Source organism: Arthrobacter sp. H20 (assembly GCF_000520515.1).
In the GTDB taxonomy this organism is placed as follows: Bacteria; Actinomycetota; Actinomycetes; order Actinomycetales; family Micrococcaceae; genus Arthrobacter_D.
This window is the reverse complement of the sequence record NZ_KI914759.1, coordinates 15,816-33,509: the sequence shown is the minus strand read 5'-3', so window position 1 is coordinate 33,509 and position 17,694 is coordinate 15,816. Positions and strand designations below refer to the sequence as shown.

13 protein-coding genes are annotated in these 17,694 nt (G+C 61.5%); 12 read left to right on the top strand and 1 reads right to left on the bottom strand.

Annotated elements, in window-relative coordinates; translation table 11 throughout:
• Positions 1-662, top strand: a 662-nt coding sequence (locus Y703_RS20450; RefSeq protein ID WP_051427683.1) for a glycosyltransferase family 2 protein, incomplete at its 5' end; no start/stop codon positions are given.
• 14 nt (positions 663-676) lie between these two features.
• Here Y703_RS20450 and idi read toward each other — a convergent pair.
• Complete coding sequence (gene idi, locus Y703_RS0116195) at positions 677-1,225, bottom strand: isopentenyl-diphosphate Delta-isomerase (RefSeq protein ID WP_051427682.1); 549 nt, start codon at positions 1,223-1,225, stop codon at positions 677-679.
• A 65-nt stretch (positions 1,226-1,290) separates the two neighbouring features.
• On the opposite strand from idi, the gene Y703_RS0116190 reads away from it, so the two are divergent.
• The 11 genes from Y703_RS0116190 to fusA all read left to right on the top strand — a co-directional run bounded on the left by Y703_RS0116190 (position 1,291) and on the right by fusA (position 17,615).
• Entirely contained in the window at positions 1,291-2,358 is a 1,068-nt protein-coding gene (locus Y703_RS0116190; protein ID WP_026553545.1) for a polyprenyl synthetase family protein, read from the top strand.
• 6 nt (positions 2,359-2,364) lie between these two features.
• The gene (locus Y703_RS0116185) at positions 2,365-3,261 is read left to right on the top strand and encodes a phytoene/squalene synthase family protein (protein ID WP_026553544.1); all 897 of its coding nucleotides are present in this window, start codon (positions 2,365-2,367) and stop codon (positions 3,259-3,261) included.
• A gap of 16 nt (positions 3,262-3,277) precedes the next feature.
• Complete coding sequence (crtI, locus tag Y703_RS0116180; protein ID WP_051427681.1) at positions 3,278-4,900, top strand: phytoene desaturase family protein; 1,623 nt, start codon at positions 3,278-3,280, stop codon at positions 4,898-4,900.
• Entirely contained in the window at positions 4,897-5,229 is a 333-nt protein-coding gene (locus Y703_RS0116175) for a lycopene cyclase domain-containing protein (RefSeq protein WP_026553542.1), read from the top strand. Before crtI ends, Y703_RS0116175 begins: the two co-directional genes overlap by 4 nt.
• Positions 5,226-5,567 (top strand): lycopene cyclase domain-containing protein, encoded by a 342-nt coding sequence (locus Y703_RS20445; RefSeq protein ID WP_035765661.1) that lies wholly within the window; start codon positions 5,226-5,228, stop codon positions 5,565-5,567. The genes Y703_RS0116175 and Y703_RS20445 overlap by 4 nt, the downstream gene beginning before the upstream one ends.
• Entirely contained in the window at positions 5,564-6,454 is an 891-nt protein-coding gene (locus Y703_RS0116165; protein ID WP_035765658.1) for a prenyltransferase, read from the top strand. The genes Y703_RS20445 and Y703_RS0116165 overlap by 4 nt, the downstream gene beginning before the upstream one ends.
• Positions 6,455-6,714: 260 nt before the next feature.
• On the top strand, positions 6,715-10,224 hold the full coding sequence (gene rpoB, locus Y703_RS0116160; protein WP_026553540.1) for a DNA-directed RNA polymerase subunit beta: 3,510 nt from the start codon (positions 6,715-6,717) through the stop codon (positions 10,222-10,224).
• 219 nt (positions 10,225-10,443) lie between these two features.
• The gene (locus tag Y703_RS0116155) at positions 10,444-14,334 is read left to right on the top strand and encodes a DNA-directed RNA polymerase subunit beta' (protein ID WP_026553539.1); all 3,891 of its coding nucleotides are present in this window, start codon (positions 10,444-10,446) and stop codon (positions 14,332-14,334) included.
• A gap of 279 nt (positions 14,335-14,613) precedes the next feature.
• A complete protein-coding gene (gene rpsL, locus Y703_RS0116150; protein ID WP_026553538.1) occupies positions 14,614-14,988 on the top strand; it encodes a 30S ribosomal protein S12 in 375 nt (124 codons plus the stop codon).
• Positions 14,988-15,458, top strand: a complete 471-nt coding sequence (gene rpsG / locus Y703_RS0116145) for a 30S ribosomal protein S7 (RefSeq protein WP_026553537.1) — start codon at positions 14,988-14,990, stop codon at positions 15,456-15,458. Before rpsL ends, rpsG begins: the two co-directional genes overlap by 1 nt.
• Positions 15,459-15,500: 42 nt before the next feature.
• Positions 15,501-17,615, top strand: coding sequence for an elongation factor G (fusA, locus tag Y703_RS0116140; protein ID WP_026553536.1), 2,115 nt, complete (start codon positions 15,501-15,503; stop codon positions 17,613-17,615).
• The last annotated feature ends 79 nt before the right edge of the window (positions 17,616-17,694 follow it).

Below are 17,694 nucleotides of genomic sequence, written 5' to 3'. Positions count from 1 at the left end.
GCCAGCCGCTGGAGATCGTCGTCGTCGACAACGGCTCGACAGATTCGACGGTAGCCGTCGCCCGGTCCTATGGCGCGCGAGTGGTGGCTGAACCCAGGGTCGGGATCGGCTCGGCTGCCGCGGCCGGCTACGACGCGGCGCTCGGCATGGTCATCGTGCGCTGTGATGCCGACTCGGTGCCGTCCGAGGATTGGCTGGAACGGATCGAGTCCAGGTTTGCAGCCGACCCCGCGCTTTCGGCGCTCACCGGGCCGGGCCGGTTCTACGGGGTCTCGTGGCCCCGCGCCGTTGCCGCGGACCTGCTGTACATGCGGGCCTACTTTGTGCTCATGGGTGCCGCCATGGCGCATTGGCCCCTATTCGGCTCGAACATGGCGCTGCGGGCCACCGTCTGGGAGGCCGCTCGGTCCCGCGTCCATTGCCAGGATCCTGAGGTGCACGACGACGTCGACCTCGCCTTTGCGCTCGCCCCCGGCCAACTCACCGTGTGCGACTTTTCTCTCCGCGTCGGCATCTCGCCTCGAGCCCTCGCCGGGGGAGCTGACCTACGACGACGAGTAACCAGGGCGTTTCACACCATCGGCCTGCACTGGCGGGTAGTGCCACCGTGGGATCGGTGGGCGGCGCACCTCCGTCCCCGATCCAGGAGATCGGTTTCCTGACCCGGAGGCGGTCCCTACGTTGGCGGGTAGAGCAAAGGGAGTTGCAGCGTTAGCCAGGGGCTGAAGGCCCAGGGGGTCAGCTGGACTGACCTGACCAGCTGCTGCGGGTCAACCCATTCCCACTGGCTGACTTCCGCTGCCCGAGGGGAAGGATCGCCCGCGCACCGCGCGGTGTAGACGGGACAAATTTCGTTTTCGACAATCCCGGAGAAGTCAACGGCCCGGTACCTGAAATCGGGGATGGCTTGAGCGAGATCGCTGACGGCGATTCCCAGCTCATAGTCGGCTCGACGAGCGATCGCTTCGACTGTGCTTTCTCCCGGCCCCGGATGCCCGCAGAACGAGTTGGTCCATACTCCGGGCCAGGTGCGCTTGGAGAGTGCCCGTCGGGTAACCAGGATCCTCCCGCCGTCGTCGAAGACGTGGGTTGAGAATGCGAGGTGCAATGGGGTCGATGTGTGATGCACCTGGGACTTCGCCTGCGTACCGGTGGGGGTGCCGTCGTCGTCCACCAGGACCACCAGTTCCGTGCCGGCGCCGGAACTGCCTTCTGTTACTAACACTGTCTGACCACTCTCTGACCTGAGTCGTTTAGCTTAAGAATGCGAGGTCAGTGTTTACTTTACCTATGGACATGGAAACCCTGCTGGTCGACTCCCTTGGCTTGGAGCAGGTGGAGAGCGTCCTCGACCAAAGTTTCGCCCGGTCGAAAGCGCGCGCTGCGCTCCTTGGTCCCAGCTATCTTCACCTCTGGGAGACGCTCGAAACCTGCGCCGCTGGCGGGAAGCGCTTCCGTCCACGCATGGTCATGACTGCCTACGACTCCCTGTCCGGGGCCGACCGGGCCACCGCCGCAGTAGTGGCGGCGTCTTTCGAGATGCTCCACACCGCTTTGATTGTGCACGACGACGTCATCGACAGGGATTTTGTGCGGCGGGGGATACCCAACGTGTCGGGAAGCTACCGGCAGCTGGCGGACACTGCTGGGCACACCTCCGATGAAGCCGTGCATCGCGGATTGTCCATGGGAGTGATCGCCGGTGATCTAGCTCTTTCCAGCGCCCACCGGTTGCTGGACGGGGTCCGCACCGATCTGGCCACCAGGGGACGGCTCGGCGAGCTCCTCGATGACGCCGTGTTCGCTTCGGCGGCGGGAGAGCTTCTGGACGTCGATGCATCGAGTTCCGCCACGACCACGCCCCAGGACACCCTGCAGATGGCACGGCTGAAGACTGCCGTCTACTCTTTTGAGAGCCCGCTGAAAGCGGGAGCGGTCCTTGCCGGAGCCGACGAAATCATTATCGACACCCTCGGGGATTTCGGTCGTGACGTCGGTATCGCCTACCAGATCGCTGACGATATCCTTGGCGTTTTCGGCGATGAGAAAACTACCGGCAAGACCACCTGGGGGGACCTTCGCGAGGGCAAGCGGACATGTCTGATCACTTATGTCGCTCAGCGCCCTGAGTGGTGGGGACAGATTTCGGCACTGGTCGGATCGGCTGATCTCTCAGCTGATGGAGCCGATCAGATCCGCCGCGTCCTGACATCCAGCGGAGCCCTTGACCACGCCGTCTCCTTGGCGACCGCCCATGCACGGCAAGCGTTGTTGCAACTGGACCACCCCCACGTCCCCGCCCAGCTCAAAGCCGCTCTGACGCCGGTTGCGACAGCTGTGCTGGAACGGGTGCGGTAGCCGGTCATGCAACCACAACAGGCTCTTGCCTTCTACACGGGTGTGACCCACCAGGCCTCAGCCCTCATCATCAGGTCCTACTCGACCTCGTTTGGGCTGGCATCACGACTGTTGGGTGCCGACGTCCGGCAGCACGTCGAGACGGTGTATGCGCTGGTTCGGGTGGCCGACGAGGTGGTCGACGGCGCAGCGGCCGCCGCCGGGCTCAGCGCAGACCAGACGCGATCTCTCCTCGATGAACTCGAAAGCGAAACCGAGCGGGCCCTGGCCACTGGGTACAGCGCGAATCCGGTAGTTCATGCCTTCGCTGCCACGGCCAGGCAGACAGGCATCACTGATGAACTCACCCGGCCCTTCTTCGCCTCCATGCGCGCGGACCTTGACCAGACCGAGCACACCCAGGAATCCTTCGACAATTATGTGTACGGGTCAGCCGAAGTGGTGGGCCTGATGTGCCTTAAATGCTTCCTGTACCAGGAAGCCAGTGCTCCCACCTCCGAGCAGGAGCGCAAGTTCATCGACGGGGCGCGGCGGCTCGGTGCCGCTTTCCAGAAGATTAACTTCCTCCGCGACCTCGCCGAGGATTTCGAGTCACTGGGGCGCAGTTATTTCCCGGGGATCAGGCCCGGGAACTTCGATGAGGCGGACAAACACCGGCTGCTGGATGACATTGCCGAGGACCTGGCAGTATCCGCCGGGGCGCTCCGTGATCTCCCGAGCTCCAGTCGGCGGGCTGTCGCCGTGGCCCAGGGACTCTTCACCGAGCTTGCCGCCCGGCTGCGACACACCCCAGCGGAAGATCTCCTCACGTCACGGGTTCGGGTACCGAACCCAGTCAAACTTCGGATCGCGGCCCGTGCGCTAGCGGGCCGTCTACCGCAGCCACACGAAACCCCCCAATGACCGCTGGAAGGTTGCCATGAACTCCCACGCCCCTCTGAACGGCCAACACCGTAACGTCGTCGTCGTCGGCGGTGGAATCGCTGGGCTCGCATCAGCCGCACTGTTGGCTGAGGAAGGCCACTCGGTTACCGTCCTGGAGAAGCAGGAGGCCGCTGGCGGGCGGGCCGGGCTGTGGGAACGCGACGGGTTCAAGTTCGACACCGGACCGTCCTGGTATTTGATGCCTGAGGTGATCGACCACTTTTTCAGGCTGCTCGGGACCACAGCCGCGGAACAGCTGGACCTGGTCAAGCTCGATCCGGGGTACCGGGTGTATTCAGAGGGTCACACCGACCCGATCGATGTCCCCGCCGAGCGTGCTGCAGTGGTGAAACTGTTCGACGACGTCGAACCCGGGGCGGGAGCGGCCCTGGAAAAGTACCTGGACTCGGCGGGCGAGACCTACACCATGGCCACCCGACGCTTCCTCTACTCGACCTTTCAGTCCTTTCTTCCGCTGCTGCGCCCCGACGTCCTCAGCCGCGCGCCCAAGCTGGTCCGCCTGCTGCTGCAGCCGCTGTCCCAGCTTGCCGCCGGAACCGTAACCGACAACCGGCTGCGGCAGATCCTAGGCTACCCGGCGGTGTTTCTGGGCACCTCGCCGTTCGAGGCCCCCAGCATGTACCACCTGATGAGCCATCTGGACCTCGACGACGGCGTCCTCTACCCGATGGGTGGATTCTCACGACTCATCGACGCCGTTGCCTCGCTTGCCCGGGCCAGGAATGTCGAGATCATTACCAGCGCTCGGGTGGAGGAGATCCTCACGCTGCCAGGTGGTGGCCGTGGACAGAAGGCACGAGTCACCGGTGTCCGCTGGGTTTCCTCCGATGGAGCAGCACACACCACACGCGCTGACACTGTGGTAGCGGCAAACGACCTGCACCACACAGAGACGCAACTCCTGCAACCTTCCGAGCAGACCTACCCGGAAAGCTACTGGTCCAAGCGCACGGCTGGGCCCAGCGCGCTGCTGTTGTACTTGGGCGTCACGGGGGAGTTGCCCGAATTGGAGCACCACACGCTCCTGTTCACTGAGGACTGGAAAGACAACTTCTCCCGGATTTTCGGCAAGAGCACCTCTGTGCCCACCCCGGCGTCTCTGTACGTGTGCCGGTCGAGCGCTACCGACCCCGGCGCTGCCCCAGACGGCCACGAGAACATTTTCGTTCTCGTCCCGCTCCCGGCCGATCCGGGGCTGGGCGCCGGCGGCATTGACGGCGAGGGGGATCCCGGCGTCGAGCGTCTGGCCGACACAGTGATCGAGCAGATCAGCACCTGGGCGAATATCCCTGACCTTGCTGAGCGGATTGTGGTCCGCCGAAGCTACGGGCCGCAGGACTTCGTGGGTGACTTCAATGCGTGGAAAGGGACATCGCTGGGCCCTGCCCATGTCCTGAAACAGAGCGCGTTCTTCAGGGGGCGTAACCTCAGCCGGAAAGTTGAGGGACTCTATTACGCCGGGAGTTCGACGATCCCGGGAATTGGTATACCGATGTGCCTGATCAGCGCTGAACTGCTGATCAAGCGGATGCGCTCCGACATCAGCACCGGGCCTCTGCCGGAACCACTTGCTGCGTCGGGTCCGGTCCATCAATGACCAGCCTCCTCTACCTCGCCTGCCTGGTGGGTTCGCTGGCGGTTATGGGCTGGTGGGACCGCCAGGATGGACTGTTCTTCTGGGCGGCACCGCGCCGGGCAGCCCTGGTCATGGCGCTGGGGGTGGCCTTCTTCCTTGCCTGGGATGTCGGCGGTATCGGGTTGGGGATCTTCTACCGCGGTGACTCCGAGCTCATGACGGGGGTGCTGCTGGCACCTGAGCTACCCCTTGAGGAGCTCTTCTTTCTGACCTTCCTGTGCTGGCTGACCATGAACCTGTATGTGTACCTGACACGGCGTCTCGAAGCGCGAGTGAAGGTGGCCCAATGACCTACTGGACCCTCAACGCGATTTTCCTGGCGCCCGTCGCGATCGTTGCAGTCCTCACCGTGGTGCGATCACGGCGTCGTGCTCATGCTGGAGCATCGACCAGCGCCGTCTCCTGGCAGGCCGTCCTCATCTCGGCAGCTATCCTGTTATCGCTTACCGCCGTGTTCGACAACCTGATGATCCGGATCGGACTGGTCGCGTACAACCCTGACTGGATCTCCGGCGTGTTTGTGGGCGTCGCGCCGCTCGAGGATTTCGCCTATACGGTGGCGGCAGTGGTGCTATTGCCAGCGCTGTGGTCACTTTTTACCCCCCTGGATGAGAGGACCCACCGATGAGCACGCAGGCCAGTACCGGCCAGCCAGGGGTGGCGAAAATGCTGCTGGTGTCCTCCCGGCCCGTGTCGTGGGTCAACACAGCCTTTCCTTTTGCTGCCGCGTACTTTCTCACCACCGGGTCCATCGACCTCGCCTTTGTACTCGGGACGCTGTACTTCCTGATTCCCTACAACCTGGCGATGTACGGGATCAACGACGTCTTCGACTACGAGTCGGACCTTCGGAACCCCCGCAAGGGTGGTGTCGAAGGTGCAGTCCTGGACCGCCGTTTCCACCGCGTCACCCTGTGGGCTGCAGTGCTGACGAACGTCCCGTTCCTGGTGGCCCTGCTGCTGCTGGGCAACCCGATGTCTGCGCTGGTACTCGCCGTGAGCGTGTTCGCGGTGGTCGCGTACAGCGCTCCGGGCCTGCGGTTCAAGGAGCGGCCCTTCCTTGACTCGGTCACGTCAAGTACCCATTTCGTCAGTCCGGCGGTGTTCGCGCTGGTGCTGGCCGGCGCCACTTTCGACGTCGGCCTCTGGGCGGTGCTGGGAGCCTTCTTCCTGTGGGGGGTTGCCAGTCAGGCGTTCGGCGCGGTCCAGGACATCCAGGCAGACCGCGACGGCGGCATCGCCTCTATCGCGACGGTCCTTGGGGCACGCACCGTCGTGCGATTCGCCATCGGCGCCTATGTGGTCAGTGGGCTCCTCATGCTATTCGTTCAATGGCCTGCAATCCTCGGGGGGCTGTTGGCCCTGCCCTACGTGGTCAATATCCTGCAGTTCGCGGCCCTTGATGACAAGGACTGCGAGAAGGCCAATCTGGGATGGCGGCGTTTCATCAGGCTGAACTTCCTGACCGGGTTCCTGGTGACCATGCTCCTGATCTGGGCGACACAGTTGGCTTGACCCGGATCACGTATACCACACCCCGGCTGGACACGACTGGCACTCTGGCGTACAGTAGATATTTGCGTCTTTCCTCTTAACCTCGGCCTTCATATAGCGGTGGGCTTTGTCTTGCATTAGTCATTTAACGGCGGGTCACCTGTCCGATCAATGACCGCAGACTCCTGGTTCGCACACACAATCCCCGCGTTGATACGCGGCGGCAGTGCAAAGAGGGCGGATATAGCTGAACAAGCCGAAGGTCTGTGGAAGGATCCCTCTTGGTCGCCTCGAGCACCTCTAATAATGCAACCGCTACCAGCCAGGTCGACGCCGACGGCGTCTCTACCCGGCTCTCATTCGCAAAGATTCACGAACCGCTGGACGTTCCCAACCTCCTCGCGCTCCAAACCGACAGTTTCGACTGGCTGGTAGGAAACGACCGCTGGAAGGCGCGCGTGCAGGAAGCCCTGGAGCTGAAGCTGCAGGGCGTGGCCTCCACCTCCGGTCTCGCTGACATCTTTGAAGAGATCTCCCCGATCGAGGACTTCCAGGGCACCATGTCCCTAAGTTTCTCGGAGCCGGAGTTCGCTGATCCGAAGTACACGATGGCCGAGTGCAAGGACCGCGACGCAACCTACGCGGCTCCGCTGTACGTCAAGGCCGAGTTCATGAACAACAACACTGGTGAAATCAAGCAGCAGACAGTGTTCATGGGCGACTTCCCGTTGATGACGGAGAAGGGCACGTTTGTGATCAACGGCACCGAGCGTGTCGTCGTGTCACAGCTGGTCCGTTCGCCGGGCGCCTACTTCGAGCGCACCGCTGACAAGACCAGTGACAAGGACATTTTCAGCGCGAAGATCATCCCGTCACGTGGCGCATGGTTTGAACTCGAAATCGACAAGCGTGATCAGGTCGGCGTTCGCCTTGATCGGAAGCGCAAGCAGTCAGTCACTGTCCTCCTGAAGGCACTGGGCTGGACCGAGGGCCAGATCCTCGAGACTTTCGGAGAGTACGACTCCATCCGCGCCACCATGGAGAAGGACACCACCGAAACGCAGGAAGACGCGTTGCTGGATATCTACCGGAAGCTTCGCCCGGGAGAGCCACCCACAGTCGAGGCTGCCAAGACGCTGCTCGACAATTTGTACTTCAACCCCAAGCGCTACGATCTGGCCAAGGTTGGCCGCTACAAGATCAACCGCAAACTGGGTATCGACAAGAGCCTCGACGACAAGGACGCCTCAGTCCTGAACATCGACGACATTGTTGCCATGATCAAGTTCCTGGTAGCGCTGCACGCCAATGAGAAGACTCTCGCGGGCAAGCGCGAGGGCGGCGACATCGAACTGCGCGTCGAGGTCGACGATATTGACCACTTCGGCAACCGCCGCATCCGCGCGGTCGGCGAGTTGATCGAGAACCAGGTCCGCACCGGCCTTTCCCGCATGGAGCGCGTTGTGCGCGAGCGGATGACCACCCAGGACGTTGAGGCAATCACGCCTCAGACCCTGATCAACATTCGACCAGTGGTGGCAGCTATCAAGGAGTTCTTTGGAACCTCCCAGCTGTCGCAGTTCATGGACCAGAACAACCCGCTGGCCGGTTTGACGCATAAGCGTCGCCTGTCAGCGCTGGGCCCGGGCGGTTTGTCCCGTGACCGCGCAGGCATGGAAGTTCGTGACGTTCACCCCTCCCACTACGGCCGTATGTGCCCCATCGAAACCCCTGAAGGCCCGAACATTGGTCTGATTGGTTCGCTGGCATCCTACGGACGGATCAACACGTTCGGATTCATCGAAACCCCATACCGCAAGGTTGTTGGCGGAATCGTCACCGAGCAGATTGATTACCTCACCGCCGATGACGAGGTGGAGCGCCTGATCGCACAGGCGAATGCTCCTCTCGACGACAAGGGTAACTTCATCGAACCAACGGTTCTGGTGCGTACCCGTGGCGGCTCGGGCGAGCCCGTGCTGGTTGAGGCCATCGAGGTCGAGTACATGGACGTCTCCCCGCGCCAGATGGTGTCGGTGGCCACGGCCATGATCCCCTTCCTGGAACACGATGACGCCAACCGCGCCCTTATGGGTGCGAACATGCAGCGTCAGGCTGTCCCACTGCTCCGTTCCGAGCGTCCCCTCGTGGGCACCGGTATGGAGAAGAACGCGGCAGTTGACGCCGGTGACGCTGTCACCGCCACGAAGGCTGGCGTCGTCAAGGAAGTTTCAGCCGATCTGGTGAGCATCCTCAACGACGACGGCACTGAGACCAGCTACCCGATCATGAAGTTCGCCCGGTCCAACCAGGGCAACGCTTACAACCAGCGGGTCCTGGTCTCGGACGGTGACCGGGTTGAATACAACACGATCATCGCCGACGGTCCATCCACCGACCAGGGTGAACTCGCGCTGGGCAAGAACATGCTCGTTGCGTTCATGTCCTGGGAAGGTCACAACTTCGAGGACGCGATCATCCTCTCTCAGCGCATCGTTTCCGACGACGTCCTGACCTCGATTCACATCGAGGAGCACGAGGTTGACGCCCGCGACACCAAGCTTGGTGCCGAGGAAATCACCCGCGACATCCCTAACGTCTCCGAAGAGGTCCTGGGGGCCCTTGACGAGCGCGGCATCATCCACATCGGTGCTGAGGTTGAAGCTGGCGACATCCTGGTTGGGCGTGTCACCCCCAAGGGTGAGACGGAACTGACCCCCGAGGAACGCCTGCTGCGTGCAATCTTCGGTGAGAAGAGCCGCGAGGTTCGCGACACCTCACTGAAGGTTCCCCACGGCGAGTCCGGAACTGTTATCGGTGTGCGGATCTTCGATCGCGACAACGACGACGAGCTGCCCCCGGGCGTGAACCAGCTGGTCCGTGTCTACGTGGCACAGAAGCGCAAGATCACCGACGGCGACAAGCTGGCCGGTCGCCACGGCAACAAGGGTGTTATTTCCAAGATCCTCCCGATCGAGGACATGCCGTTCATGGAGGACGGAACCCCTGTTGACATCGTGCTGAACCCGCTGGGCGTACCGGGTCGAATGAACGTGGGACAGGTCCTGGAAATCCACCTCGGTTGGGTGGCCAAGCAGGGCTGGAAGATCGATGGCGAGCCGGAGTGGTTGAAGAACCTCCCCAACCTGCCCCGCGAAAGCGCTTCGACAACTGTTGCGACCCCCGTCTTCGACGGTGCGACAGAGGACGAAATTGTCGGTCTGATGAACTCCACCCGGGAAACCCGTGACGGAAAGCGCCTCATCGGCGAATCCGGCAAGGCGCTGTTGTTCGACGGTCGCTCCGGCGAACCGTTCCCGGACCCCATTTCGGTCGGCTATATGTACATCCTGAAGCTGCACCACCTGGTGGACGACAAGATTCACGCACGCTCCACCGGACCGTACTCCATGATCACTCAGCAGCCGCTGGGTGGTAAGGCACAGTTCGGCGGACAGCGCTTCGGTGAAATGGAAGTCTGGGCCCTTGAGGCCTACGGCGCAGCCTACACGCTGCAGGAACTTCTGACGATCAAGTCGGATGATATCCACGGCCGCGTGAAGGTGTACGAAGCGATCGTGAAGGGCGAGAACATCCCAGAGCCGGGCGTCCCCGAATCCTTCAAGGTGCTGATCAAGGAAATGCAGTCGTTGTGCCTGAATGTGGAAGTACTCTCCACCGACGGGACCACGATAGAAATGCGTGACTCGGATGAAGAAGTCTTCCGGGCCGCGGAGGAACTGGGCATCGACCTGTCACGGGCCGAGCCAAGTTCTGTCGAAGAGGTTTAGCGCGAACGTCCGGTTCAGTCCGGTGCCCGGAACGGCGGCAACGAAATTTCGTCGGCCGCGGGCGGCCTAGAAATATTAAAGCCGCCTTCCTCCGGGCACCTCCCTGAACCAGCGGGCTCGCTGGGTTGCGAACGCACCCAGCCAGCCGCCGTCGAACCTCTTTACCGCCCCTTATGAAGACTTCAAGAATTTAGAGAACAAAGAGAGAACAGGGACCATATGTCCAGCGAATCCTCCTTCGGCCTCATGCGAATCGGCCTTGCCACTGCGGACGAAATCCGTGGTTGGTCTTTTGGCGAGGTCAAGAAGCCGGAAACCATCAATTACCGTACCCTCAAGCCTGAGAAGGACGGCCTTTTCTGCGAGAAGATCTTCGGACCTTCCCGTGACTGGGAATGCTACTGCGGCAAGTACAAGCGTGTCCGCTTCAAGGGCATCATCTGCGAGCGGTGTGGCGTGGAAGTCACCCGTGCCAAGGTACGCCGTGAGCGCATGGGCCACATTGAGCTTGCAGCTCCAGTCACCCACATCTGGTACTTCAAGGGCGTTCCCTCGCGCTTGGGCTACCTGCTGGATCTGGCACCGAAGGACCTGGAGAAGGTCATCTACTTCGCTGCCTATATGATCACCGCCGTTGACGAAGAAAACCGTCACGCCGAACTGCCGAATCTCCAGGCCGAGCACGACCTTGAGAAGAAGCAGATGATCGACCAGCGCGATTCCGACATCGCCACCATCGCCAAGGACCTTGAGGACGAGGTCGCACGGCTTGAGGGCGAAGGCGCCAAGGCCGCCGAGAAGAAGAAGGCACGCGACTCGGCTGATCGCCAGATGGCCAACGTGCGTAAGCGCGCTGACATTGAGATCGAGCGCTTCGAGCAGGTCTGGGACCGGTTCAAGAGCCTCAAGGTCGCTGACCTTGAAGGTGACGAGGGCCTGTACCGCGAACTTCGCGACCGTTACGGACTGTACTTCGAGGGCTCGATGGGCGCCGAAGCTATCAAGAAGCGGCTTGAGAACTTCGACATGCCAGCCGAAGCCGAGATGCTTCGCGACATCATCCAGAACGGTAAGGGTCAGCGCAAGACGCGTGCCCTGAAGCGCCTGAAGGTTGTCAACGCGTTCCTTACCACCACGAACAGCCCGCTGGGCATGGTACTCGACGCCGTCCCGGTGATTCCGCCGGAACTGCGCCCAATGGTTCAGCTGGACGGTGGCCGCTTCGCGACCTCCGACCTCAACGACCTGTACCGCCGTGTGATCAACCGCAACAACCGCCTGAAGCGCCTGCTCGATCTCGGCGCCCCCGAGATCATCGTCAACAACGAAAAGCGCATGCTCCAGGAAGCTGTTGACTCCCTGTTCGACAACGGCCGCCGCGGCCGTCCGGTCACCGGACCGGGTAACCGCCCGCTGAAGTCGCTCTCTGACATGCTCAAGGGCAAGCAGGGTCGTTTCCGTCAGAACCTGCTGGGTAAGCGTGTTGACTACTCGGGACGTTCGGTAATCGTCGTCGGCCCTCAGCTGAAGCTGCATCAGTGTGGGCTGCCGAAGCAGATGGCACTGGAACTTTTCAAGCCGTTCGTGATGAAGCGCCTGGTTGACCTCAACCACGCGCAGAACATCAAGAGCGCCAAGCGGATGGTCGAGCGTTACCGTCCGCAGGTCTGGGACGTTCTCGAAGAGATCATCACCGAGCACCCTGTGCTGCTCAACCGGGCACCTACCCTGCACCGTCTGGGTATTCAGGCGTTTGAGCCACAGCTGGTTGAAGGTAAGGCCCTTCAGCTGCACCCACTCGTTTGTGGTGCGTTCAACGCTGATTTCGACGGCGACCAGATGGCAGTTCACCTGCCGCTGAGCCCCGAGGCCCAGGCCGAGGCGCGCATCCTGATGCTTTCCTCGAACAACATCCTGAAGCCTTCGGACGGCCGTCCGGTGACCCTGCCTTCGCAGGATATGATCATCGGCCTGCACCACCTCACCACCAAGCGTGAGGGCTCCGCAGGCGAAGGCCGCGTGTTCAGCACCCCAGCCGAAGCCATCATGGCCTTCGACATGGGTGTCCTGCACCTGAACTCGGTTGTCCGGATCCGCATCCCGCACTTCGTGCCCAGCGCTGATATCGCTGCACCCGAAGGCTGGGAAGAAGGAACGCCGGCGTTGATCGAAACCTCCCTCGGGCAGGTCCTGTTCAACGACACGCTGCCAGCCGACTACCCATGGGTTGAGAAGGTTGCCGACAAGGGACAGCTGTCCACCATCGTCAACGATCTCGCCGAGCGGTACCCGAAGGTGGTCACCGCGGCAACGCTGGATAACCTGAAGGATGCCGGCTTCTACTGGGCAACCCGCTCCGGTGTCACCGTGGCGATCTCCGACATCTCCGCCCCGATCAACAAGGCCGGAATCATGGAGGTCTACGAAAAGCAGGCCGCCAAGGTTCAGTCCCAGTTCGACAAGGGCCTGATCGCTGATGAGGAACGCCGTCAGGAACTGATCGACATCTGGAACAAGGCCACCAACGAGGTGGCCGAGTCCATGCGCGGCGCGATGCCGAAGGACAACACCATCAACCGCATGGTTTCGTCAGGTGCACGTGGTAACTGGCTCCAGGTCCGTCAGATCGCGGGTATCCGTGGCCTGGTAGCGAACCCCAAGGGCGAGATCATCCCTCGGCCGATCAAGTCCTCGTACCGTGAGGGTCTATCGGTCCTGGAGTACTTCATCGCAACGCACGGTGCCCGTAAGGGTCTTGCCGATACCGCACTGCGTACCGCCAACTCGGGTTACCTGACCCGACGCCTGGTGGACGTGTCGCAGGACGTCATCGTCCGCGAAGACGACTGTGGCACCGAGCGCGGGCTGAACGTCACCATTGCGGTGCCGAACAGCGACGGCGAGCTGGTCCTGCACGAAGAGGTCGAGAACTCGGCTTATGCGCGCACGCTGGCATCTGAGGTCCTCGACTCCAAGGGCAAGGTGCTCGCACCAGCGGGTTCCGACGTCGGCGACGTCCTCATCGGCGAATTGTTTGCAGCAGGTGTGACCGACATCAAGGTGCGCTCCGTGCTGACCTGCGAGTCAAGTGTCGGTACCTGTGCGCTCTGCTACGGCCGCTCGTTGGCGACCGGCAAGACAGTGGACATCGGCGAGGCAGTCGGCATCATTGCTGCGCAGTCGATCGGTGAGCCAGGCACGCAGCTGACCATGCGTACGTTCCACACCGGCGGTATCGCGTCGGCGGAGGACATCACCCAGGGTCTGCCCCGTATCCAGGAGCTCTTCGAAGCGCGTACCCCCAAGGGTGTCGCTCCGATTTCCGAGGTCGCGGGTCGCGTCAACATCGAGGACGGAGAGAAGCAGCTTCGGCTGGTTGTCACCCCTGACGATGGTTCTGAAGAGATTGCTTACCCTGTCCTACGGCGTGCACGCCTGCTGGTCACTGATGGGGAGCATATCGAGGTGGGACAGCAGCTGGTCTTCGGCGCTGTCGATCCGAAGCAGATTCTCCGGATCCTCGGCCCCCGTAAGGCCCAGGAGTTCCTGGTTGATGAGGTACAGACCGTGTACCGCAGCCAGGGTGTGGGTATCCACGACAAGCACGTCGAGGTTATCGTTCGCCAGATGCTTCGCCGCGTCACGGTGATCGAGTCGGGTGAGTCGAAACTTCTCCCCGGAGAGCTGGCAGAACGCCGCCGCTTCGAGGACGAGAACCGCCGGGTAGTATCCGAGGGCAAGAAGCCGGCCTCAGGCCGCCCCGAGCTCATGGGTATCACCAAGGCGTCACTCGCCACCGAATCGTGGTTGTCAGCTGCTTCCTTCCAGGAGACCACTCGTGTTCTCACGCAGGCCGCCATGGAGGGCAAGAGCGATCCTCTGCTGGGTCTGAAGGAAAACGTGATCATCGGCAAGCTGATCCCGGCCGGTACCGGCCTGGATCGCTACACGAAGATCACTGTGGAGCCGACCGAAGAAGCCAAGGCCAACCTGTTTACTGGGCCAAGCGCCTTCAGCGACTTTGACTACGCAGGAGTTGAAGGTTCGATGGCACCAGAGTTCCACGCCATCCCACTCGATGACTACGACATGGGTTCCGAGTTCCGCTAAGCGGCCCCGTCGAGCGGGCCCCGTACACCCCAGGGTGTGCGGGGCCCGCTGCGTTAACAAGTGGCGCAGGTCCGGCTGCCAGCCGATCTCTGGTAGAGTAGCGGTAATTGTTTGTGTGGCAGAGGATCGGCGTCCTGACGGGCGTATCTCCGCGTTGTAGGGAACTTGTACAACGAATGCCACATTTTCGCACGCCTACGGTCAAGTCGCGACGGCTTACATGTGTAGGTTTGGAGCAAACGACAGCCAATATCTCTAGACATTACGGAGAACGCAGAAGTGCCTACTATCAACCAGCTGGTCCGTAAGGGCCGGACACCTAAGGTCGTCAAGACCAAGGCGCCCGCACTGAAGGGCAGTCCCATGAAGCGCGGCGTTTGCACCCGCGTTTACACCACCACCCCCAAGAAGCCGAACTCGGCGCTCCGGAAGGTTGCCCGCGTGCGCCTCAACGGTGGCATCGAAGTTACCGCTTACATCCCAGGTGTCGGTCACAACCTTCAGGAACACTCCATCGTGCTGGTGCGCGGCGGTCGTGTGAAGGATTTGCCCGGTGTCCGCTACAAGATCGTCCGTGGTGCGCTTGATACCCAGGGTGTCAAGAACCGCAAGCAGGCTCGCAGCCTCTACGGCGCGAAGATGGAGAAGAAGTAATGCCACGTAAGGGCCCGGCCCCTAAACGGCCGCTAGTTGTAGATCCCGTTTACGGTTCCCCACTGGTCACTCAACTGATCAACAAGGTACTCGTTGACGGCAAGAAGTCCACTGCAGAACGAATTGTGTACGGCGCACTTGAGGGTGCCCGCGCCAAGAGTGGCGGCGATCCTGTCGCAGCACTCAAGAAGGCTATGGACAACGTCAAGCCCTCTCTGGAGGTTCGCTCCCGCCGAGTTGGCGGCGCAACCTACCAGGTTCCCGTCGAGGTCAAGCCCGGCCGCTCCATGGCCCTCGCCCTGCGGTGGCTCGTTGGCTACTCGAAGGGTCGCCGCGAGAAGACGATGACCGAGCGTCTCATGAACGAGATCCTGGATGCGTCCAACGGTCTCGGTGCAGCTGTGAAGCGCCGCGAGGACACGCACAAGATGGCCGAGTCGAACAAGGCCTTCGCACACTACCGCTGGTAACCAGACTCCGACTTCTACGAACCCAAGAATAAGGGAGACACCGTGGCACAGGACGTGCTTACCGACCTAAACAAGGTCCGCAATATCGGCATCATGGCCCACATCGATGCCGGCAAGACCACTACTACCGAGCGCATCCTGTTCTACACGGGTGTAAACCACAAGATCGGTGAGACGCACGACGGCGCCTCAACGACCGACTGGATGGAGCAGGAAAAAGAACGCGGCATCACGATCACGAGTGCCGCCGTGACCTGCTTCTGGAATGACAACCAGATCAACATCATCGACACCCCGGGCCACGTCGACTTCACCGTTGAGGTTGAGCGCTCACTGCGCGTCCTCGACGGTGCAGTTGCGGTGTTCGACGGCAAGGAAGGCGTAGAGCCGCAGTCCGAGACCGTCTGGCGCCAGGCCGACAAGTATGAAGTGCCCCGTATCTGTTTCGTCAACAAGATGGACAAGCTGGGCGCTGACTTCTACTTCACTGTCGACACCATCATTAGCCGTCTCGGCGCCAAGCCGCTGGTTATCCAGCTGCCCATTGGTGCAGAGAACGACTTCGAAGGCGTCGTCGACCTGGTCGAGATGCGTGCGCTGACCTGGCGCGGCGATTCCAAGGGTGACGTCACCATGGGAGCGAAGTACGAGATCGAAGAGATCCCGGCTGACCTCGTGGACAAGGCAAACGACTACCGGGCGCGCCTGCTCGAAGCCGTTGCCGAAGCCGACGATGAGCTCATGGAGAAGTACCTCGCCGGTGAAGTGCCCTCAGTCGATGAGGTCAAGGCCGGAATCCGGAAGCTGACAATTGCTTCGGAGATCTACCCGGTCCTCTGCGGCTCGGCATTCAAGAACCGCGGTGTACAGCCGATGCTTGACGCAGTTATCGCCTACCTGCCGAATCCGCTCGACGTTCCCCCGATGATCGGACACGATCCCCGGGACGAGGAAGTTGAATTGACCCGCAAGCCGAGCACAGAAGAGCCGTTCTCGGCTCTGGCGTTCAAGGTAGCTACCCACCCGTTCTTCGGACAGCTGACGTTCATCCGGGTTTACTCGGGTCACATCACCGCGGGTACCCAGGTGACTAACTCGACGAAGAACAAGAAGGAGCGCATCGGGAAGCTGTTCCAGATGCACGCCAACAAGGAAATCCCAGTTGAAGAAGCCCGCGCAGGCCACATCTATGCGGCAATCGGATTGAAGGACACCACTACGGGTGACACCCTGTCCGACAGTGCTAACCAGATTGTGCTCGAGTCAATGAGCTTCCCCGACCCAGTGATCTCGGTGGCGATTGAACCGAAGACCAAGGGTGACCAGGAGAAGCTGTCAACGGCCATCCAGAAGCTCTCCGCTGAGGACCCGACCTTCCAGGTCTCCCTCAACGTTGACACCGGTCAGACCATCATCGCCGGCATGGGTGAGCTCCACCTGGACATCCTGGTGGACCGGATGCGTCGCGAGTTCCGTGTGGAAGCCAACGTGGGCAAGCCCCAGGTTGCTTACCGCGAGACGATCAAGCGCGCAGTTGCCAAGCATGACTACACCCACAAGAAGCAGACGGGTGGATCGGGTCAGTTCGCGAAGATTCAGATCGCCATCGAGCCGATGGAAGTTGAAGACGGCGTTCTGTATGCCTTCGACAACAAAGTCACCGGTGGGCGTATCCCTCGCGAATACATCCCGAGCGTCGATGCGGGCATCCAGGATGCCCTCAACGACGGAGTCCTTGCCGGTTACCCGGTAGTTGGCATCAAGGCTGTGCTGCTTGACGGCGCCTACCACGATGTTGACTCATCCGAAATGGCGTTCAAGATTGCCGGCCGGATGGCGTTCAAGGAAGCCGCACGGATGGCCAATCCAGTGCTGCTCGAACCGTTGATGGAAGTTGAAGTCCGCACCCCTGAGGAATACATGGGTGAAGTAATTGGTGACCTCAACTCCCGTCGCGGCCAGATGCAGTCCATGGAGGACGCCAGCGGCGTGAAGGTCATCACCGCAATGGTGCCTCTGTCGGGTATGTTCGGATACATCGGTGACCTGCGGTCGAAGACCCAGGGTCGTGCGGTGTACTCGATGAAGTTCGACAGTTACTCGGAAGTTCCCAAGGCAGTAGCCGACGAGATCATCCAAAAGACCCGCGGCGAATAACTTCCGCAGACCAATCAACGGAGCGATCCGGCTCCCGCGGCATGCAGTAATTTCATCAAAGTAAAAGCCCCCAGTAGAC